Genomic DNA, 20,593 nt, shown 5'->3' on the forward strand with positions numbered 1-20,593 from the left:
GAAGGATCGTTCGTTTTTGCTTCTGTCCTCACCGTGCTCCGCCTGGACCGTCTTGTCAAGAAGGAATATTCGTTTTACGTTGTGGACCATGGCTCGCGTGTCCCAGGAACATCTCGACGCCCGCCGCCGCCAGATCCTCGACGGCGCCGCGGTCTGCTTCGCCCGCAACGGCTTCCACGCCACGTCCATGCAGGACGTGCTGAAGGAGGTCGGCCTCTCCGCCGGTGCCGTCTACCGCTACTTCAGCGGCAAGGAGGAACTGATCGGGGCGATCGTCGGCGAGGTGCTCGGCTCGGTCCGCGGGGCCTTCGAGGAGGCGGCGCGGCAGAGCCCGCCCCCGCCGCCGGACGAACTCGTCGCGTCCGTGCTCGGTACGACGTTCGCTGCCCGCGAGTCCCTGGTCGTCGACGGCCGGCCCGCGTTTCCGCGGCTCGTCATCCAGGTGTGGACGGAGACGCTGCGCAACGAGGAGCTGGCGGCCGTCCTGCGGGAGGGCTACGGCTCGGTCCGCGCGGCCTGGGGGAGGATCGTCGAGGGTTACCAGGAGGCCGGGATGATGCGGCCGGACGTGGCGCCGGACCATGTGGCCCGCACGATGATCGCCGCCGTGCTCGGGTTCATCGCCCAGCAGTCCCTCTTCGGACCCGCCCCGGTCGAGGTCCTCCGGGACGGTCTGCGGGCCCTGATGAGCATGCGGGACGACCGCGCCCCGTCCGAGGGATCACAGCTCGGTTAACGTGCCTGAAACCCGGTCCAACTAGCCTGCCGCCACGCCACCAGGGCTTTTCCCCCGGGGCTGCGGCAACCGGGCCCCGCACGGTCCGGAGCGAGGACTGTGAGGTGGGACGTGCAACTGACCCCGCACGAGCAGGAGAGACTGCTCATCCATGTGGCGGCCGACGTGGCGGACAAGCGCCGGGCCCGTGGGCTGAAGCTCAACCACCCCGAGGCCGTCGCGCTCATCACGTCGCACATCCTCGAAGGCGCCCGTGACGGCCGTACCGTCGCCGAACTCATGGCCTCCGGACGCAGGCTGCTCACCCGGGACGACGTCATGGAGGGCGTCCCGGAGATGATCCACGACGTCCAGGTCGAGGCCACCTTCCCGGACGGCACCAAGCTCGTCACCGTCCACGAGCCGATCGTCTGAGAGGGGTCTCGATGATTCCCGGAGAGATCCTCTTCGCCGACGGCCCGATTGCCTACAACGAGGGCCGCGAGGTCACCCGGCTCACCGTCCTCAACGCCGCCGACCGGCCCGTCCAGGTCGGCTCCCACTACCACTTCGCCGAGGCCAACCCCGGTCTGGAGTTCGACCGCGCCGCCGCGCGCGGCAAGCGGCTGAACGTCGCCGCCGGCACGGCGGTGCGCTTCGAGCCCGGGATCCCCGTCGACGTCGAACTCGTCCCGCTGACCGGCGCCCGCGTCGTGCCCGGCCTGCGCGGGGAGACCGGAGGTGCCCTCGATGCCTGAGATCTCGCGTGCCGCGTACGCCGACCTGTTCGGCCCGACGACCGGCGACCGGATCCGGCTCGCCGACACCGATCTGCTGGTCGAGATCGAGGAGGACCGTTCCGGCGGCCCCGGACGCGCCGGTGACGAGGCCGTCTTCGGCGGCGGCAAGGTCATCCGCGAGTCCATGGGCCAGGCGCGCGCCACGCGTGCCGAGGGCACCCCGGACACCGTGATCACCGGCGCGGTGATCATCGACCACTGGGGAATCGTCAAGGCCGACGTCGGCATCCGCGACGGCCGGATCACCGGCATCGGCAAGGCCGGCAACCCCGACACCATGGACGGCGTCCACCCGGACCTGGTCATCGGCCCGGAGACCGAGATCATCGCCGGCAACGGGCGGATCCTCACGGCGGGCGCGATCGACGCGCACGTCCACTTCATCTGCCCGCAGATCGCCGACGAGGCGCTCGCGTCGGGCATCACGACCCTGGTCGGCGGCGGCACCGGCCCGGCGGAGGGCTCCAAGGCCACGACCGTGACGCCCGGCCCCTGGCACCTGGCGCGGATGCTGGAGGCGATGGAGCAGTACCCCCTCAACATCGGCTTCCTCGGCAAGGGCAACACCGTCTCCCACGAGGCGATGCTGTCGCAGATCCGGGGCGGCGCGCTCGGCCTGAAGCTGCACGAGGACTGGGGCTCCACCCCGGCCGTCATCGACGCCTCGCTGACCGTCGCCGAGCGGACGGGCATCCAGGTCGCCATCCACACGGACACCCTCAACGAGGCCGGGTTCGTCGGTGACACGCTCGCCGCGATCGCCGGGCGGGGCATCCACGCGTACCACACCGAGGGCGCGGGCGGCGGGCACGCGCCGGACATCATGACCGTGGTCTCCGAGTCGCACGTGCTGCCGAGCTCCACGAACCCGACCCGGCCGTTCACCGTCAACACCGCCGAGGAACACCTCGACATGCTGATGGTGTGCCACCACCTCAATCCGGCCGTGCCGGAGGACCTCGCCTTCGCCGAGTCCCGGATCCGGCCGTCCACGATCGGGGCGGAGGACGTGCTGCACGACCTCGGCGCCATCTCGATCATCTCCTCCGACTCCCAGGCCATGGGGCGCGTGGGCGAGGTCGTCATGCGCACCTGGCAGACCGCGCACGTGATGAAGCGGCGGCGGGGCGCGCTGCCCGGCGACGGGCGGGCCGACAACCACCGGGTGCGCCGCTATGTCGCCAAGTACACGATCAACCCCGCCCTCGCCCAGGGGCTGGCCCGCGAGATCGGGTCGGTGGAGAGCGGCAAGCTGGCCGACCTGGTGCTCTGGGAGCCGGCGTTCTTCGGCGTGAAGCCGCAGCTCATCATCAAGGGCGGGCAGATCGCGTACGCGCAGATGGGCGACGCGAACGCCTCGATCCCCACCCCGCAGCCGATCCTGCCGCGTCCGATGTACGGGGCGATCGGCCGGGCCCCGGCCGCGAACTCCTTCAACTTCGTCGCCCCGCTCGCGATCGAGGACGGGCTGCCGGAGCGGCTGGGCCTGGGCAAGCGGTTCACGGCGATCGAGTCGACGCGCGGGGTCACCAAGGCCGACATGCGGGAGAACGACGCGCGGCCCGAGGTGCGGGTCGACCCCGACAGCTTCGCCGTGCACATCGACGGGGAGCTGGTCGAGGCGACACCGGCCGCCGAACTGCCCATGGCACAGCGGTACTTCCTCTTCTGAAGGCGGGGTTGTGATGTCGCGCGCGGCGCTTCTCGTCCTGGCCGACGGCCGCTTTCCCGCCGGTGGGCACGCCCACTCCGGCGGCGCCGAGGCGGCGGTCAAGGCCGGGCGGATCAGCGGGGCGGCGAGCCTCGCGGACTTCTGCCGGGGTCGGCTGCACACGGCGGGGCTGGTGGCGGCGGCCCTCTCGGCGGCCGCGGCGCTCGGGATCGACCCCGTCGCGCTGGACCGGGCCGCCGACGCCCGTACGCCCTCGCCCGCGCTGAGGGTCGCCGGGCGCAAGCTGGGGCGGCAGCTGATGCGGGCCGCGCGGGCGGCCTGGCCGTCCGCCGAGCTGGACGCCCTGGGACGGGAGTTCCCCAAGGGAGCCCATCAGCCGGTGGTGCTCGGGCTCGCCGCACGGGCGGCGGGCCTGGGGCCGGTCGACGCGGCGTACTGCGCGGCGTACGAGAGCGTGAGCGGACCGGCCACGGCGACGGTGCGGCTGCTGAGCCTGGACCCCTTCGACGCGACGGGCGTGCTGGCCCGGCTGGCGCCGGAGGTGGACCGGGTCGTGGACCGGGGCGTGGAGGCCGCGCGGCGAGTGGTCGACGAGGGCGTCGACGCGCTGCCCGCCGCTTCGGCGCCGTTGCTGGAGATCGGAGCGGAGGCGCACGCGCGGTGGGGGGTGCGGCTGTTCGCGTCCTAGCTGCCTTCTCGACGCCGCGCAGGCCACCTCCCTCGGGGGCGCGGGGAACTGCGCGACCGACCCCCGCTCACCCGCACCCCGACACCAGAGCCCGCCACCCCTGAGCCAGTCGCCCGTCAGCCCGGGCCCGCCCACCAGGAGCCGCACATGCACCTCGACCACAACCACGACGGCCGCGCCGCGGTGAGCGCCGACGCCCGCCGCCCCGACGGCAGCCGCCGTGCCCTGCGCATCGGCCTCGGCGGACCCGTCGGGTCCGGGAAGACCGCCACCGTCGCCGCGCTCTGCCGGGCGCTGCGGGACGAGCTGTCGCTCGCCGTCGTCACCAACGACATCTACACCCGGGAGGACGCCGAGTTCCTGCTCCGGGAAGCCGTGCTGCCGCCCGAGCGGATCACCGCCGTGGAGACGGGGGCCTGCCCGCACACCGCGATCCGGGACGACATCTCCGCCAACCTGGAAGCGGTGGAGGACCTGGAGGACGCCGTGGGGCCGCTGGACCTGGTGCTCGTGGAGTCCGGCGGGGACAACCTCACCGCGACCTTCTCCAAGGGGCTCGTCGACGCGCAGATCTTCGTGATCGACGTCGCCGGGGGCGACGACATCCCGCGCAAGGGCGGGCCGGGCGTGACCACCGCCGACCTGCTCGTCGTCAACAAGACCGACCTCGCCCCGTACGTCGGCTCCGACCTCGCCCGCATGGCCGCCGACGCCAAGGCGCAGCGGGCCGAACTGCCGGTCGTCTTCCAGTCGCTGCGGAGCGAGACCGGGGTGGCCGACGTCGCCGCCTGGGTGCGCGCGCGGCTCGCCGCCTGGGCGGCCTGAGCGTGCGGGGCTCCGCCGGGGTGCGGTCCGTCGCGAGGATCCTGGCCCGGGACGACGGGCGGGGTGGGACCTCCCTGCCCGTGCTGGAGAGCGACGGGCCCCTGGCGCTGCGGCGCACCCGGTCCACGGGCACCGGCGCGCGGGTCATGCTGGTCGGCGCGATGAGCGGACCCCTCGGCGGTGACCACTTCACCGTGGAGGCGCGCGTGGAGGAGGGAGCGCGGCTGTCCCTCGGATCGGCCGCCGCCACCATCGCGCTGCCCGGGCAGGCCAAGGGCGAGGCACGCTACGACGTCCGGCTCGACGTCGCCGACGGCGGCGAACTGCACTGGCTGCCCGAGCAGTTGATCTCCGCCCACGGCAGCGACCTGTACGTCGCGACCCGCGTGGAGCTCGCCGCCACGGCCCGGCTCGTGCTGCGCGAGGAGCAGGTGCTCGGGCGGACCGGTGAGGAACCCGGGCGGCTGACGAGCCGTCTGACCGTGCGGGTCGCCGACCGGGTCGTGCTCGACCAGGAACTGGCCTGCGGGCCGGGCGCGCCGGGCGGCTGGGACGGGCCCGCCGTGCTCGCGGGACACCGGGCGGTGGGGCAACTTGTCGTCGTACGGCCGGAGTTCGCCACCGAGCCGGTGACGGCCCGGGCTCTGGGGGAGGGGGCCTCCCTCGTGCCGCTCGCCGGTCCCGCCGCACTGGTGACGGCCGTGGCGCCGGACGCCCTCCGGCTGCGGCGGCTGCTCGACGAGGCCTTGACGTCCCTCGCGTAGCCGTCCGTAGAGCAGACTCCCTTCTCCGTTTATCGGATTGGCAAAGAAGGTCACTACCCCCTGTTCTCAGGTACCTGACAACCGCGAGGATCCCCCGTACTGATCGCAACGATGTACGGGGAGGTCCCACTTGAGGGGTACGAGACCGAAGAGGCGGATGACGGCGCTCGGTTCGGCCGGCGCGCTCGTCACGGCCACGCTGATAGCCGGCGCCGTCGCGGCGCCCACGGCGAACGCGAGCGCGGGCGCGAGCAGTGGCCACGGCCAGGACCGGGAGGCCCGGGGCGCCGCCATCGCCGCCGCCCGGGCCGCGCAGGCCGGCATCGACTGGCAGGACTGCCCCGCCGACTGGAACCTGGCCAAGCCGATCCAGTGCGGGTACGTCACCGTGCCGCTCGACTACGCCAAGCCGTACGGCAAGCAGATCAAACTCGCCGTCGACCGCATCGGCAACACCGGCACGAAGGACGAGCGGCAGGGCGCGCTCATCTACAACCCCGGTGGCCCCGGCGGCTCCGGACTGCGCTTCCCGACCCGGGTCACCAGCAAGAACCCCCTCTGGGCCAACACGGCCAAGGCGTACGACTTCGTGGGCTTCGACCCGCGCGGCGTCGGCAAGTCGACGCCCATCTCCTGCGTCGACCCGCAGGAGTTCGTCAAGGCGCCGAAGATGGACCCGGTTCCCGACTCCGAGGCCGACAAGCTCGCCCAGCGCAAGCTGGCCCGCGAGTACGCCGAGGGCTGCTACGAGCGCAGCGGCTGGATGCTGCCGCACATGACCACGCCGAACACCGCGCGCGACCTCGACGTCATCCGCGCCGCCCTGGGCGAGAAGAAGCTCAACTACCTCGGCGTCTCCTACGGCACCTACCTCGGCGCCGTCTACGGCACCCTCTTCCCGGGCCACGTACGCCGGATGGTCGTCGACAGCGTCGTCAACCCGTCCCGGGAGAAGATCTGGTACCAGGCCAACCTGGACCAGGACGTCGCCTTCGAGGGCCGCTGGAAGGACTGGCAGGACTGGGTCGCGAAGAACGACGCGACCTACCACCTCGGCGACACCCGCGCCGAGGTCCAGCAGCAGTGGCTGAAGCTGCGCGCCACCGCGAAGAAGAGCCCGCTCGGCGGGGTCGTCGGCCCGGCCGAGCTGATCTCCTTCTTCCAGAGCGCCCCGTACTACGACTCCCGGTGGGCCCCGGTCGCCTCGGTCTTCAGCAAGTACGTCGCCGGGGACACCCAGGCGCTGATCGACGCCGCCGCCCCCGACCTGTCGGACACCGCGGGCAACGCCGCCGCGGAGAACGGCAACGCCGTGTACACGGCCGTCGAGTGCGCCGACGCCAAGTGGCCCACCAGCTGGCAGCGGTGGGACCGCGACAACACGCGGCTCCACAAGGACCACCCGTTCATGACCTGGGCCAACGCCTGGATGAACCTGCCGTGCGCCACCTGGCCGGTCAAGCAGCAGACGCCGGTGGACGTGAAGACCGGCAAGGGCCTGCCCGGGGTGCTCATCGTCCAGTCCGAGCGGGACGCGGCCACCCCGTACGAGGGTGCCGTCGAGCTGCACCAGCGGTTCAAGGGCTCCCGCCTGATCACCGAGAAGGACGCGGGCTCCCACGGCGTCACCGGCCTGGCCAACCCGTGCATCAACACCCGGGTGGACGCCTACCTGCTCACCGGCAAGCTGGACGGTGCGGACGTGACGTGCGCGCCGCACGCCACGCCGAAGCCGTAGCCGTCGACCGAACGGTGGTGAGGGGCGGCCGGAGCACCCGGCCGCCCCTTCCTCATGCCCCCTGGGCCGCGAACCAGGCGTCCTCCGCCGCGTAGTCGAAGAGGTCCGGGTAGATCCGCCCGAGAGCGGGGAACGCATCGCGCCAGTCCTGCCCGGAGAGCCGACGGGTGAGCCAGTCGACCGTCTCCGGCAGGCTGTCGGCGTACGACACAACGGGGCGGTAGCCCAACTCCCGCTCCGCGGCGGACATGTCGCACACCACGGGCCGTTGTGCCGACCAGGGCGAACGGCCCACGGACGGCGACGGTTCGGGCCCGTCCACCAGGACGGTCTCCGTCTCCACACCCATGACCGCGTCGATCGCCGCCCCGATCTCCGACACCGTCGGCGGGTGCGGATCGCAGGCGTTGAGCGCGCGCGAGCCCGGCCGGGCCGCCGCAAGCCGGATCAGTTCGGCGATGTTGCGGGCGGCGGCCGTGTGGAACAGGCTCTCGCCCCGGTGGGCGAGCACGCGCCTGCGCCGGCCGTCGAGGTTCCGCTTCACGAAGTAGAGCTCGCGGGGGAGCGGGCTGCGGGGACCGTGGATCGCGCCGGCGCGCAGCAGCGTGGTGGGCAACCGGCCGCCGGCGGAGAGGAGTTCCTGCTCCAGGGCGGCCTTGCCGGTGCTGTACGTGGCGTCCCCCGGCGGGACCGTCGGCTGGTCCTCCCGGATCGGCACGGGATACTCCGGGAACCCGTCCGGCTCGTCCATCGTGTCGAAGCTCCGGCCCTTGCCGTCCTCGTACACCGACACGGTGGACACCACCACGGCCGAGCCGATCCGGTCGGCCAGGCCGGTCAACTGCCGGGCGTGCCGGGCCCCGTAGGCGACGACGTCCACCACCAGATCGCAGCCGTCGCCGATCAGCGCGGCCAGCGCCGCGTCGTCCTCGCGGTCCAGCCGCTCCGTCCGTACCCCGCCGGGCCAGTTCTCGTCCCGGCCGCCGCCGCGCGAGGCGGCCGTCACCTCCCAGCCGTCCCGCGCCAGCGCCGCCACCGCCGGCCGCCCGATCTGCCCGTTGGCCCCGATCACCACAGCACGTCTCATGCCCCGACCGTAGATCGCCGGGGAGTGCCGGGCCACGGAGTTCTGCCGACAGCAGAGGTCAAGTGAGCGGCAGGCGCGGGAACTTGCGCTCCTTCGCGGCGGCGGCCTCCTCGGCCTTCACCACGGCCGCGTACTGGTCGACGTACTCCTGCTCGGACAGGGAGAGGATCGCGTACATGATCTCGTCGGTGACGGCGCGCAGGACGGCCTTCTCGTTCTCCATGCCCTCGTACCGGGAGAAGTCGAGGGGCTCGCCGAAGCGGATCACCACGGGGTGGACGTTGGGGATGACCTTGCCGGGCGGCTGCGCCTCGAAGGTGCCGATCATCGCGCAGGGGACGACCGGGACGCCGGCCTTCAGGGCCATCACCGCGACCCCGACCTTGCCCTTGTAGAGCCGGCCGTCGTGCGAGCGCGTGCCCTCGGGGTAGATGCCGAGCAGCTCGCCCTTGCTCAGCACGCCGAGGCCCTCCCGGATCGCGGCCTGGCCCGCGTCCTTGCCGGAGCGGTCGACCGGGATCTGCCCCGCGCTGCGGAAGAAGGACGCCGTCAGCCGGCCCTTGATGCCCGGGCCGGTGAAGTACTCGGCCTTCGCCAGGAAGGTGATGCGCCGCTTGAGGACCGCGGGCATCAGGAAGTGGTCCGAGAACGACAGGTGGTTGCCGGCGATGATGGCGGCGCCCTCCGAGGGCACGTGCTCCAGGCCTTCTATGCGAGGCCGGAAGACCAGTCTCAGCAGCGGGCCGAGCAGCACGTATTTCAGCAGGTAGTAGAACAAAGCGGGCGCTCCTCGACTCTTGCGGTGGACTCAACCGCCGCGTTCCAGCAGGTCAACCGGCATGTCGTGGGGTGCCAGTGTAGGTGCAGGCGCAGGCCCCGGGCACCTGGTGCGGCCGGACGGCACAGATCCTTTGCCGATTGACTGACGGTCAGTCAGGCACGTGTCTCCGCTGGGGTTCCAGCGGCTGGGGAGGACAGTGTGACCAGCGTGCTGCCCCGCACGGGTGACCGGCGAGCCGCGCCCCCGCCGAGTACCCTGCGAAGCATGCGGATCTCTGTTTCCTCGGACATGGACGAGCCCGTCGCCCGCTCCCTCGTGGCCGCGCTGCGCGACCGGGGACACGAGGTGCGCCCGCACGGCGCGCTGCGCCCCGGGGACGACCCGCAGTGGGCGGTGTGCTCGGAGGCCGCGGCCCGTGAGGTCGCCGACGGCACGGCCGACCAGGCGGTGGTGTGCTGCTGGACCGGCACGGGCGCCTCGATCGCCGCGAACAAGGTGCCCGGCGTGCGGGCGGCCCTGTGCACGGACGCCTACACGGCCGACGGGGCCCGCCGCTGGAACGACGCCAACGTGCTCGCGCTCAGCCTGCGGCTGACGTCCGAGCCGCTGCTGAGGGAGATCCTCGACGCGTGGTTCGGCGGCGCGCCCAGCACGGACGCCGAGGACCGGCAGAACGTGGACCGCGTCCGGCTGCTCGACCACGGCAGGAGCCGCGGGTAAGGGGACCTCGCACCATGAGGCTCATGGTGGAAGACCCCTGAGTCACAGCCGCACGATGACGAGCGCCGTGTCGTCGGTGGCGCCGCCGGGCGGCAGCAGTTCCAGCAGGACGGTGTCGGCGAGCGCCTCCGGATCCTGGTCCCGGTGGCGGCGCAGGGCGTCGGCGAGCCGGGCCAGGCCCACGTCGATGTCCTCGCGGCGCCGTTCGATCAAGCCGTCGGTGTAGAGCACGAGCGTGGCGCCCGGCGTGAACACCGTGCCGGCCTGGGGTCTCGGGATCGGGTCGGGGCGGGCGTCGAGCGGGGTGTCGGTGGCCCGGTCGAGGAACTCCGTGCGGCCGTCGGGATGGACCAGCACGGGCGGGGGATGGCCGGCGCTGCTGTAGGTGACGGTGTGCCGGTCGAAGTCGACGAAGGTCGTCACCGCGGTCGCCGACTCGGCGCCGTCGACCACGTGCGCGTAGCGCCCCAGCACGTCCAGCGCCTGCGCCGGGCCCTCCGCGACCCGGGAGGCCGCGCTCAGCGCGCTGCGCAGCTGGCCCATGACCCCGGCGGCCTCCAGCCCGTGCCCGACCACGTCGCCCACGGACACGCCGATCCGGTTGCCGCCCACCAGGTCGACCAGGTCGTACCAGTCCCCGCAGACGTTGAGCGCGCCCACGGCGGGCCGGTAGCGGACCGCGGCCCGATGGTGGTGGCGGACCTGACGGCCGGCGGGCAGCATCGCCTCCTGCAACGCCAGCGCCACCTCCCGCTCCCGGGAGTGCGCGAGGCGCAGCCGCTCGTTCAGCTCCTGCAGCTCCCGGGCGCGGGTGTACAGCTCGGCCTCCAGCACCCGCGCGCGGCTGCCCCGGCTCCCCCGCGCCCCTCCGGAGCGGCCCCGGGCCCGGATCAGCTCCGTGACCTCCTCGACGCGGTGGACGATCAGCGCCACCTTCCCGTCGGGGCCGAGCAGCGGCGCGTTCACCGGACTCCAGTAGCGCTCCTCCCACTCCCCTGGGTGCTCGGGGTCCTCGACGTCGTAGCGCTGGAGGGCCATGGTGTCGCGCTCCCGGGTGGCCAGGACGCGGTAGAGCGAGGCCTCCAGGTTGCGCATGCCCGTCGCGGCCGGGTCGTTGGGGTTGTCGGGGAAGACGTCGAACAGGTAGCGGCCGACCAGCTGCTCGCGGGAGCGGCCGGAGGCGCGGACGAACTCCTCGTTGACGTCGGCGTACACGAGCTCGGGTGTCAGGAGCGCCACCATGCCGGGCAGGGCCTGGAACACCGCCGCGTAGTCGATCGCCGTATCCGTCATGGCCGCCGCCTCACCGCTGCCGGGATCACCCCAGTTTCGCACGGTATGTGCGAGGTGGGGCCCCGCTTCACTCCGCCAGGTCGGTCAGGGACTGCTCGGCCCAGATGATCTTCCCCTCGGGGATGAACCGCGTGCCCCACCGCTGGGTGAGCTGCGAGACCAGCAGCAGTCCGCGCCCGCCCTCGTCCGTCGTGCGGGGGTGGCGCAGATGGGGCGCGGTGGGGCCGCCGTCGAAGACCTCGCACACCAGCGCCCGCTCCCGGATCAGCCGGAGCCGGATCGGCCCGGTGGTGTACCGCATGGCGTTGGTGACCAGCTCGCTCACCACCAGTTCCGTGGTGAAGACCAGCTCGTCCAGGCCCCAGTGCGCCAGCTGCCGGGTGGCCATGCGGCGGGCCTCGGCGACGACCGCCGGGTCCGAGGGCAGGTCCCAGGCCGCGACCTGCTCGGTGCCGAGCCGTTTCGTGCGGGCCATCAGCAGGGCCACGTCGTCGTACGGGCGCGCCGGGACCAGCGCGTCGACCACGGCACGGCAGCACGAGTCGAGCGGTCCCGCCTGTGCCAGCGCCCCGCGCAACCGCTCCCGGCCGGCATCGACGGCCCAGGTCTCGCCCCGGGCCAGCAGCCCGTCGGTGTGCAGGGCCAGCGTGCTGCCCTCCACCAGGGACAGCTCGACCGGCTCGAAGGGCGGGCCGCCCACGCCGAGCGGCGGCCCCTGCGGGAGATCGACGAACGTGACCGAACCGTCGGGCAGGACGACGGCCGGCGCGGGGTGGCCCGCCGCGGCCATCGCGCACCGGCCGTCGACGGGGTCGTAGACGACGTACAGGCACCCGGAGCCCACGGACCGCGCGCTGTCGGCGCCCGGCTCGACGCCCTCCTCCCGCGCCGACCGCGCGACCAGGTCGTCGAGGTGGGCCAGCACCTCCTCGGGCGCCAGATCCAGCGCCGCCAGGGTCCGTACGGCGGTCCGCAGCTGCCCCATGGCCGCGGCGGCGTCGATGCCGTGCCCGGGGACCTCGCCCACGACGAGCGCGACGCGGGCCCCGGACAGCGGGATGAGGTCGTACCAGTCGCCGCCCAGGCCGGTCAGCTCGTCGGCCGGCCGGTAGCAGGCGGCCACCTCGACGGCGTCCTGCTCGGGCAGCCGGTGGGGGAGCAGACTGCGTTGCAGGACGAGCGCGGCGTCGCGCTCGCGGGTGTAGCGGCGGGCGTTGTCCACGCAGACGGCCGCGCGGGCGACGAGGTCCTCGGCCAGGTGCAGGTCCTCCTCGTCGAAGGGCTCGCGGTGGTCGCGCCGGAAGAAGGTGGTGACGCCCAGGGTGGTGCCGCGCGACCGGATCGGCACGGTCATCGCGCTGTGCAGGCCCGGCTCCGGGAAGGCTGCACGCCGGCCGCCCCCTGCGTCCGCGGTCCACTCCCGGGCCGGCGGATCGAGCCGCTCCGCGCGCCAGGACCGTCCCGTGGTCAGGGAGCGGACCGGGGGCGACCCGGGCAGGTAGGCCGCGTCCTCGCCGATCCCGACGACGTCCTCCGGGAGGTCGTCCTGTGCGGACCGGTGGCCCGCGCGGCGCAGTGCCACCGGCTCCGTGTCCGCGAGCGGCCCCGGCGCCGGCTCCGCGCCCCGCAGCACCGTCTCCAGCAGGTCCACGGTGACGACGTCGGCCACTCCCGGCACGGCCACGTCGGCCAGTTCCTGCGCGGTGCGCATGAGGTCCAGGCTGCGGCCGATGCTCTCGCCGGCCCGGTCGAGGAGCGCCAGCCGCTGCCGGGCCCGGTGCCGCTCGGTCATGTCGACGACCGTGTAGTAGACGCCCAGCGGCCGGCCCCGGTCGTCCTCCAGCCGGGTGAAGGACAGCATGTGCGCGGTCTCGCGCAGCGGTGCCGACCGGACATGGCCCACGTGCTCGTACCCGACCACCGCCTCGCCGGTCTCCAGCACATGCCGCATCTGCGCCTCGACCGCCTGGGCGTCCATACCGGGCTGGACGTCCGCGAAGCGCAGGCCGAGCCGACGCGGCGCCGGTCCGCCGCCGAACTGCTCCAGGGCGGCGTTCGACCACACGAAACGCAGGTCCGTGTCCACGATGGCGATCCCGACCGGGGCGTCGGACACCATCCGCTCCAGCACCGTACGGCTCATGTCCCAGCCGGGCGCGTCGGCCAGTTCCGACAGCAGCACCAGCCAGCGCGAGCAGCCGTGCGCCTCGTCGGCCGCGGCGATCCGGGCCATGACCCGCACCGGCTGCCCGTCCCTGCGGCGGGCCGTCAGCAGCCCCGTCCAGCCGCCGTCCCTGCGGCACCGCTCGACCAGGTCCGGCACCCGCTGCGCGTCCTCGGCGGTCAGCAGGTCGGCCAGTTTCCTGCCCACCGCCTCGGCGGCCGGGTATGCCAGCAGCCGCCGGGCATCGCCGGTCCAGCCCGTCACCACGCCCTGCGGATCGAGCAACAGGGGCGCGGCGTCGGCCACGTCGAACCGCTGCCGGGCAACGCCGTACTCCTCGTCTGCGCCCACGGCCGACCTCTCTGTCGCTGAGAGTGGTCTACCACCTCTTGCCCCCACTTTCACCCTTCCCGCAGGAGGGGGCGGTCCGGGCGGGGCCGGTCGGGGCGGCACGGGCCGGGCAGGCCGCTCACCCGGCCCGTGCTCGTCAGCCCCTCACCTCAGTACCTTCTCCAGGACCCCGAGCGCCCCTTCGAGCTCCTCGGCGGTGATGGTGAGGGGCGGTGCCAGGCGGATCGTGGAGCCGTGGGTGTCCTTCGCCAGGACGCCCTCCCGCATGAGGCGCTCGCTGATCTCGCGGCCGGTGCCGAGCGCGGGGTCGACGTCGACGCCCGCCCACAGCCCGCGCGACCGGAATCCGACCACGCCCTTGCCGACCAGCCCCGCCAGGCCGTCGCGCAGGACCACGCCCAGCTCGACCGCCCGGCGCTGGAACTCGCCCGTCTCCAGCAGCTCGACCACCGCCGTGCCGACCGCGGCTGCCAGCGGGTTGCCGCCGAAGGTCGAGCCGTGCTCGCCCGGGTGCAGCACCCCGAGCACCTCCCGGCGCCCGACCACCGCCGACACCGGCACGATGCCGCCGCCCAGCGCCTTGCCCAGCAGCAGCACGTCCGGCACCACCGACTCGTGCTCGACCGCCAGTGTGCTGCCCGTCCGGCCGAGCCCGGACTGGATCTCGTCCGCGACGAACAGGCAGCCCTTGCGGCGGGTCAGCTCGCGCACGCCGGCCAGGTAGCCGTCGTCCGGGATGATCACGCCCGCCTCGCCCTGGATCGGCTCGATCAGCACCGCCGCCGTCGTCTCGTCGACCGCCGCCTCCAGCGCGGCCAGGTCGTTGTACGGCACGATCCGGAATCCCGGAGTGAAGGGCCCGAATCCCGCCCGGGCGGTCTCGTCCGTGGAGAAGCTGACGATCGTCGTCGTACGGCCGTGGAAGTTGTCCGCCGCGACCACGATCGTCGCCCGGTCCGCCGGGACGCCCTTGACGTCGTAGGCCCATTTGCGGGCCACCTTCACGCCGCTCTCCACCGCCTCCGCGCCGGTGTTCATGGGCAGCACCATGTCCATGCCCGTCAGCGCCGCCAGCCGCTCGGCGAACTCGGCCAGCCGGTCGTTGTGGAAGGCGCGCGAGGTGAGGGTCAGCCGGTCGAGCTGGCGGTGGGCCGCCTCGATCAGCGCCGGATGCCGGTGGCCGAAGTTCAGCGCCGAGTACCCGGCCAGCATGTCGAGGTAGCGGCGGCCCTCCACGTCCTCCACCCAGGTGCCCTCGGCGCGGGCGACGACCACGGGCAGGGGGTGGTAGTTGTGCGCGAGGACCGGCTCCTCGGCGCGGATGAGCTCCTCCGAGCCACGGGTACGGACGGGTGCGGTCATTTGCGGATCTCCCGGATCTCCTGGGTGCAGCACTTGATGCCGCCACCGGCCTTGTGGAACTCGGACAGGTCGACGGGGACGGGGACGTAGCCGCGGCCGGCGAGCTGCCCGGCCAGGCCCGTCGCCCCCGGCGAGATGAACACGTGGCGCCCGTCGGAGACGGAGTTGAGCCCGAACGCCAGCGCGTCCTCGCGGGTGGCGAGCACCGCGTCCGGGTACAGCCGGGCCAGCACCTCGCGGCTGCCCGGCGAGAACGCCTCGGGGTAGTAGGCGATGTTGTCGTCGTCGAGAACGAACAGCGCCGTGTCCAGGTGGTAGAAGTACGGGTCCACCAGGGTCAGGCCGATCACCGGCACCCCGAAGTACTCCTGGACCTCGCTGTGGGCCTCCCGGGTGGTGCGGAAGCCCGTCCCGGCGAGGATCCAGCGGCCGGCCGGGACCAGATCGCCCTCGCCCTCGCAGACCGACTCGGGGTGGTACACCTCGTAGCCCTCCGCCTTGAACCAGGCCTCGTACGGCACGGACTCGGGACGGCGCTCGGGCGCGTGGAAGAGGGAGCCGAAGACGCGGCCGTCGACGACGACTGCCGCGTTCGCGGCGAAGACCATGTCGGGCAGGCCGGGAACCGGTTTCACAGTGTCCACGGTATGGCCGTGGGCACGGTAGGTGTCCACCAGCGCCTGCCACTGGTCGAGGGCGCGGATGACGTCGACGGGTTCGTCGGGGTGCATCCACGGGTTGATCGCGTACTGCACGGCGAAGTGTCTGGGTTCGCAGACGAGGTAGCGCCGCCGGCGCGGCACACGGGAGTCGGGCACGAAGGGGTCCCTCCGCTTCCTCACGGTGTGTGACTGGGGGTTGACACAACGGTAGGAACTGACGGAGGGTGCCGACAAGAAACAAAGATTGCGTGGTCGCGCAGGAACGATGCGTCTTCCGGCCGGTCAGCGCACGACTGCTGCGCCGCCCGGGGGCTCCTCGGGCGCGGGATGGCTGGCCCCCGCCTCCGGGCTCTCCGGCAGCAGATGCGACAGCACCATCACGCTGATCGTCTTCCGGATGAACGGCTCCTGGCGGATCCGCTCCAGCACCTCCTCGAAGTGCTCCACGTCCCGCGCCCGCACATGCAGCAGCGCGTCCGCGCCGCCGGTCACGGTCATCGCCGCGGTGATCTCGGGGTAGTCGCGCACGACCTCGGCCAGCCGCCGGGGCGGGGCCGCGCCCTCGCAGTACACCTCGACATAGGCCTCCGTGCGCCAGCCCAGCGCCGACGGCTTCACCGTGGCCGTGAACCCGGTGATCACGCCCGTCTCGCGCAGCCGGTCGACCCGCCGCTTGACCGCCGTGGCCGACAGCCCGATCGCCGTGCCGATCTCGGCGAACGACGTCCTGGCGTTCGCCATCAACGCGGTGATGATCTTCCGGTCGAGCTCGTCGAACGGCGTGGACCTGCTGCTCATGCGGGCACTGTATCCACCGGCACCCCGCCCCGCGCCCGGCCCGGCGCGGGCACCGTGTCCAGCGGCGATGTCCCGCCCCGGCGCATGTACCAGAGGCACGCCTCGCGCCTACACTCCACGTTCATGCTGCGCGCCCTGGCTGTCGACGACGAACGCCCCTCGCTCGAGGAACTGCTCTACCTGCTCCAGGCCGACCCCCGCATCGGCAGTGCGGAGGGCGCCGGTGACGCGACCGAGGCGCTGCGCCGCATCAACCGCGCCCTGGAGTCCGGCCCGGGCGGGCCCGAGGCGATCGACGTCGTCTTCCTCGACATCCAGATGCCCGGCCTCGACGGCCTCGACCTCGCCCGGCTGCTCACCGGCTTCGCCCGGCCGCCGCTCGTCGTGTTCGTCACCGCCCACGAGGACTTCGCCGTGCAGGCCTTCGACCTCAAGGCCGTCGACTACGTCCTGAAACCGGTCCGCAAGGAACGGCTCGCCGAGGCCGTGCGCCGGGCCGCCGAGCTGCGCGGCGCCGCCCCCCGCATACCCGTGCACGAACCCGACCCGGACCACATACCCGTCGAGCTCGGCGGCGTGACCCGCTTCGTCCCGGTCGACGACATCACCCACGTCGAGGCCCAGGGCGACTACGCCCGGCTGCACACCGACAAGGGCAGCCACCTGGTCCGCATCCCGCTGTCCACCCTGGAGGAGCGCTGGCGCTCCCGCGGCTTCGTCCGCATCCACCGCCGCCACCTCGTCGCCCTGCGCCACATCGGCGAGCTCCGCCTCGACGCCGGCACCGTCAGCGTCCTCGTCGGCTCCGAGGAGCTCCAGGTCAGCCGGCGCCACACGCGCGAACTGCGCGACCTGCTGATGAGGAGGCCGTGACGTGCCCCAGGACCACACCGAACGCCGCGTCGTCGTCACCGGCCCGCCCCGCCAGACCCGCAGAGCCTCGGGTTACTACCGCCCCCGCACCGAGATCGACGAACAGACCACCCTCGGCCACACCTACGTCCGCTCCCTGATGCGCACCCAGCTGCGCGCCGCCCTCACCGTCTTCGCGGTCCTCGGCCTGCTCGTCGGCCCGCTCCCGCTGCTCTTCGCGGCGATGCCCGACGCCCGCCGCCTGGAGTGGGCCGTCCTCGGCTTCGGCCTCTACGTCCCGCTGGTCCTGCTCGCCCGCTGGTACGTCCGCCGCGCCGAACGCAACGAGCGCGACTTCGTCCGCCTCGTCGAAGACCGCTGACTCCACCCCCATGAACTCCAGCTACGCCGTCCCCGCCGTCGCCCTGGTCGTCGTCGCGACCGTCCTGGTCGGCGCCTTCGGCCTGCGCATCTCCCGCACCACCTCCGACTTCTACGTCGCCTCCCGGACCGTCGGCCCCCGCCTCAACGCCGCCGCCATCAGCGGCGAGTACCTCTCCGCCGCCTCCTTCCTGGGCATAGCGGGCCTCGTCTTGGTCCAGGGCCCCGACATGCTCTGGTACCCGGTCGGCTACACCGCCGGCTACCTCGTCCTGCTGCTCTTCGTCGCCGCCCCGCTGCGCCGCTCCGGCGCCTACACGCTCCCCGACTTCGCCGAGGCCCGCCTCGCCTCCCAGGCCGTACGGCGGCTGGCCGGAGCCTTCGTCGTCGGGGTCGGCTGGCTGTACCTGCTGCCCCAGCTCCAGGGCGCCGGACTCACCCTGACCGTGCTGACCGGGGCGCCCGACTGGCTCGGGGGAGTGATCGTCGCCGTCGTCGTGACCGCCATCGTCGCCGCCGGCGGCATGCGCAGCATCACCTTCGTCCAGGCCTTCCAGTACTGGCTGAAGCTCACCGCCCTGCTCGTCCCCGCCCTGTTCCTGATCCTCGCCTGGCAGAGCGACGGCGCCCCCCGCCACGCCTTCGACGAACCGGCCGCCTTCCGCGAGCAGCGCGTCGTCCGCGTCGACGACAGCATCGACCTGACACTGGACCGGCCGCTGCCCGTCACGGTGACCGGCACCGTCGACGGCCGGACGCACACCGACACCCGCCTGGAACTCCCCGCCGGCACCCACCACATCGAACGCGGCACCCGGCTCACCTTCGCCGAGGGCGCGACCGTCCCCCACGCCGAGCGCAGCGGCGGCGGCAACCTGTCGACCTCACAGGCCGAGAGCCGCGAGGAACGCCCCCTGTACGCCACGTACGGACTGATCCTCGCCACGTTCCTCGGCACCATGGGCCTGCCGCACGTCGTGGTCCGCTTCTACACCAGCCCGCACGGCGTCGCCGCCCGCCGCACCACCGTCGCGGTACTCGGCCTGATCGGCGCCTTCTACCTCCTGCCCCCCGTCTACGGCGCCCTCGGCCGCCTCTACGCCCCCGAGCTCACCCTCACCGGCGACCCGGACGCGGCCGTCCTCCTGCTGCCCGACCGCATGATCGGGGGAGTGGGCGGCGACCTGCTGGGCGCCCTGGTCGCCGGGGGCGCCTTCGCCGCGTTCCTGTCCACGGCCTCGGGGCTGACCATGGCGGTCGCGGGCGTCCTCACCCAGGACGTCCTGCCGTCCCGGGGCGTACGGCACTTCCGGCTCGGGACGGTCCTCGCCATGGCCGTGCCCCTCGCGGCGAGCGTCCTCGTCGGCGGTCTCCCGGTCGCCGACGCCGTGGGGCTGGCCTTCGCCGTGTCGGCGTCCTCGTTCTGCCCGCTGCTCGTCCTCGGCATCTGGTGGCGCCGGCTGACCCCGCCCGGCGCCGCCGCCGGAATGCTGGTCGGCGGCGGCTCGGCCCTGCTCGCCGTCGCCGCGACCATGGCGGGCTACCCGGGCCAGGGCGCCGCCCTGCACGCCCTGCTCGCCTGGCCCGCCCTGTGGTCGGTGCCCCTGGGCTTCCTCACCATGGTCCTGGTCTCCCTGGCCACCCCCGGCCGGGTGCCGCCGGGCACGGCAGGGGTCCTGGCCCGGTTCCACCTGCCCGAGGAACTGCGCACCGAGGTGACGACATGAGCGGATTCCTGGCGGGCCTGTGCGTCGCCGTCCTCCCGGTGCTGGCCCTCGGCGTCTGGCTCGGCCGGCGCACCGCACGGGCCAAGAGCCTCGCCGGCCTCGGCACCCCCGTCGAGCACGCCACCTTCGAGACCCTGCACACCGCGTCCCTCGCCGCGCCCCCGCTGCGGGCCGGCCTGACCGAGGAGACCGCCCGCAGGTCCGCCCGCAAGCTGCGTTCCCTGCTCGGCACGGACGCCCTCTGCCTCACCGACCGCGCACAGGTGCTGGTCTGGGACGGCGACGGCGCCCACCACCGCGGCGAGATCATGGAACGCCTCGCCGGCGCCCTGGACACCGGCCGCGGCGAGGCCTTCCAGCTCACCTGCGACAGCCTCGACTGCTCGGTGCGCTGGGCGGTCGTCGCGCCGCTCACCGTCGACGACCGCGTCCACGGCGCCCTGGTCGCCTGCGCGCCCCGCGAGTCCGCCGTCCTGGTCCGGGCCGCCGGCGAGGTCGCCCGCTGGGTCTCGGTCCAGCTGGAGCTGGCCGACCTCGACCAGTCCCGCACCCGCCTCATCGAGGCCGAGATCAAGGCGCTGCGGGCCCAGATCTCCCCGCACTTCATCTTCAACTCGCTCGCGGTGATCGCGAGCTTCGTCCGCACCGACCCCGAGCGCGCCCGCGAACTGCTCCTGGAATTCGCCGACTTCACCCGCTACTCGTTCCGCCGGCACGGCGACTTCACCACCCTCGCCGACGAGCTCCACGCCATCGACCACTACCTGGCGCTCGTCCGGGCACGCTTCGGCGACCGCCTCTCCGTCACCCTCCAGATAGCCCCGGAGGTGCTGCCCGTCGCCCTGCCCTTCCTGTGCCTGCAGCCGCTCGTCGAGAACGCCGTCAAGCACGGCCTGGAGGGCAAGGCGGTGTCCCCGGGCAAGTGCCACATCCAGATCACCGCCCAGGACGCGGGCGCCGAGGCCCTCGTCGTCATCGAGGACGACGGCGCCGGCATGGACCCCGAGCTGCTGCGCCGCATCCTCGCCCGCGAGGCCAGCCCCTCGGGCGGCATCGGCCTGTCCAACGTCGACGACCGGCTCCGCCAGGTCTACGGCGACGACCACGGCCTCGTCATCGAGACCGCCACGGGCGCGGGCATGAAGATCACCGTCCGGCTCCCGAAGTACCAGCCGGGCGTGCACTCGGCGGGCCGGCTGATCCGGGAGTGAGC

General features: G+C 73.2%; 20 protein-coding genes. 13 read left to right on the plus strand and 7 right to left on the minus strand.

Annotation, left to right across the window (positions count from 1 at the left end; genetic code table 11):
• Window positions 1-88 precede the first annotated feature (88 nt).
• From IE255_RS15765 to IE255_RS15800, 8 genes are all read left to right on the plus strand, one after another.
• Window positions 89-736 (plus strand): TetR/AcrR family transcriptional regulator, encoded by a 648-nt coding sequence (locus IE255_RS15765; protein WP_190050891.1) that lies wholly within the window; start codon window positions 89-91, stop codon window positions 734-736.
• 111 nt (window positions 737-847) lie between these two features.
• Window positions 848-1,150, plus strand: a complete 303-nt coding sequence (locus IE255_RS15770) for an urease subunit gamma (RefSeq protein WP_190050892.1) — start codon at window positions 848-850, stop codon at window positions 1,148-1,150.
• A gap of 11 nt (window positions 1,151-1,161) precedes the next feature.
• Window positions 1,162-1,473: an urease subunit beta gene (locus tag IE255_RS15775; protein ID WP_190050893.1), complete on the plus strand. Its 312-nt coding sequence runs from the start codon at window positions 1,162-1,164 to the stop codon at window positions 1,471-1,473.
• Window positions 1,466-3,187 carry an urease subunit alpha gene (locus IE255_RS15780; protein ID WP_190050894.1) on the plus strand — a complete coding sequence of 574 codons (1,722 nt, stop codon included), beginning with the start codon at window positions 1,466-1,468 and terminating at the stop codon, window positions 3,185-3,187. The genes IE255_RS15775 and IE255_RS15780 overlap by 8 nt, the downstream gene beginning before the upstream one ends.
• Before the next feature lie 13 nt (window positions 3,188-3,200).
• Entirely contained in the window at window positions 3,201-3,875 is a 675-nt protein-coding gene (locus IE255_RS15785) for an urease accessory protein UreF (RefSeq protein WP_190050895.1), read from the plus strand.
• Between the two features lie 147 nt (window positions 3,876-4,022).
• The gene (gene ureG, locus IE255_RS15790; protein WP_190050896.1) at window positions 4,023-4,700 is read left to right on the plus strand and encodes an urease accessory protein UreG; all 678 of its coding nucleotides are present in this window, start codon (window positions 4,023-4,025) and stop codon (window positions 4,698-4,700) included.
• A gap of 2 nt (window positions 4,701-4,702) precedes the next feature.
• A complete protein-coding gene (locus IE255_RS15795; RefSeq protein ID WP_229906427.1) occupies window positions 4,703-5,464 on the plus strand; it encodes an urease accessory protein UreD in 762 nt (253 codons plus the stop codon).
• A gap of 157 nt (window positions 5,465-5,621) precedes the next feature.
• Entirely contained in the window at window positions 5,622-7,202 is a 1,581-nt protein-coding gene (locus tag IE255_RS15800; protein WP_372487549.1) for an alpha/beta hydrolase, read from the plus strand.
• A 52-nt stretch (window positions 7,203-7,254) separates the two neighbouring features.
• Here the strand turns inward: IE255_RS15800 and IE255_RS15805 are convergent, their stop codons facing one another.
• Window positions 7,255-8,289, minus strand: coding sequence for an NAD-dependent epimerase/dehydratase family protein (locus tag IE255_RS15805; protein WP_190050898.1), 1,035 nt, complete (start codon window positions 8,287-8,289; stop codon window positions 7,255-7,257).
• A 58-nt stretch (window positions 8,290-8,347) separates the two neighbouring features.
• Complete coding sequence (locus tag IE255_RS15810; RefSeq protein WP_190050899.1) at window positions 8,348-9,067, minus strand: lysophospholipid acyltransferase family protein; 720 nt, start codon at window positions 9,065-9,067, stop codon at window positions 8,348-8,350.
• A 267-nt stretch (window positions 9,068-9,334) separates the two neighbouring features.
• On the opposite strand from IE255_RS15810, the gene IE255_RS15815 reads away from it, so the two are divergent.
• Window positions 9,335-9,790 (plus strand): RpiB/LacA/LacB family sugar-phosphate isomerase, encoded by a 456-nt coding sequence (locus IE255_RS15815; protein WP_190050900.1) that lies wholly within the window; start codon window positions 9,335-9,337, stop codon window positions 9,788-9,790.
• 42 nt (window positions 9,791-9,832) lie between these two features.
• Here IE255_RS15815 and IE255_RS15820 read toward each other — a convergent pair whose 3' ends face one another.
• From IE255_RS15820 to IE255_RS15840, 5 genes are all read right to left on the minus strand, one after another.
• The gene (locus tag IE255_RS15820) at window positions 9,833-11,083 is read right to left on the minus strand and encodes a PP2C family protein-serine/threonine phosphatase (RefSeq protein WP_190050901.1); all 1,251 of its coding nucleotides are present in this window, start codon (window positions 11,081-11,083) and stop codon (window positions 9,833-9,835) included.
• Between the two features lie 67 nt (window positions 11,084-11,150).
• Window positions 11,151-13,598: a SpoIIE family protein phosphatase gene (locus IE255_RS15825; RefSeq protein WP_190050902.1), complete on the minus strand. Its 2,448-nt coding sequence runs from the start codon at window positions 13,596-13,598 to the stop codon at window positions 11,151-11,153.
• A 144-nt stretch (window positions 13,599-13,742) separates the two neighbouring features.
• Entirely contained in the window at window positions 13,743-14,960 is a 1,218-nt protein-coding gene (gene rocD / locus IE255_RS15830) for an ornithine--oxo-acid transaminase (RefSeq protein ID WP_190050903.1), read from the minus strand.
• Entirely contained in the window at window positions 14,957-15,778 is an 822-nt protein-coding gene (ddaH, locus tag IE255_RS15835; RefSeq protein WP_190050904.1) for a dimethylargininase, read from the minus strand. Before ddaH ends, rocD begins: the two co-directional genes overlap by 4 nt.
• Window positions 15,779-15,904: 126 nt before the next feature.
• Window positions 15,905-16,420 carry an Lrp/AsnC family transcriptional regulator gene (locus IE255_RS15840; protein ID WP_190050905.1) on the minus strand — a complete coding sequence of 172 codons (516 nt, stop codon included), beginning with the start codon at window positions 16,418-16,420 and terminating at the stop codon, window positions 15,905-15,907.
• A gap of 123 nt (window positions 16,421-16,543) precedes the next feature.
• Between IE255_RS15840 and IE255_RS15845 the strand changes: the two genes are divergently transcribed.
• The 4 genes from IE255_RS15845 to IE255_RS15860 are packed head-to-tail and all read left to right on the plus strand — an operon-like array spanning window position 16,544 to window position 20,591.
• Window positions 16,544-17,293 (plus strand): LytR/AlgR family response regulator transcription factor, encoded by a 750-nt coding sequence (locus IE255_RS15845; protein WP_190050906.1) that lies wholly within the window; start codon window positions 16,544-16,546, stop codon window positions 17,291-17,293.
• Window position 17,294: 1 nt separating this feature from the next.
• Window positions 17,295-17,654, plus strand: coding sequence for a hypothetical protein (locus tag IE255_RS15850; protein ID WP_190050907.1), 360 nt, complete (start codon window positions 17,295-17,297; stop codon window positions 17,652-17,654).
• 10 nt (window positions 17,655-17,664) lie between these two features.
• Window positions 17,665-19,380, plus strand: a complete 1,716-nt coding sequence (locus tag IE255_RS15855; RefSeq protein ID WP_190050908.1) for a sodium/solute symporter — start codon at window positions 17,665-17,667, stop codon at window positions 19,378-19,380.
• Window positions 19,377-20,591, plus strand: coding sequence for a sensor histidine kinase (locus IE255_RS15860; RefSeq protein WP_190050909.1), 1,215 nt, complete (start codon window positions 19,377-19,379; stop codon window positions 20,589-20,591). Before IE255_RS15855 ends, IE255_RS15860 begins: the two co-directional genes overlap by 4 nt.
• The last annotated feature ends 2 nt before the right edge of the window (window positions 20,592-20,593 follow it).

It is taken from the genome of Streptomyces lomondensis (assembly GCF_014651035.1).
GTDB lineage: Bacteria > Actinomycetota > Actinomycetes > Streptomycetales > Streptomycetaceae > Streptomyces > Streptomyces lomondensis.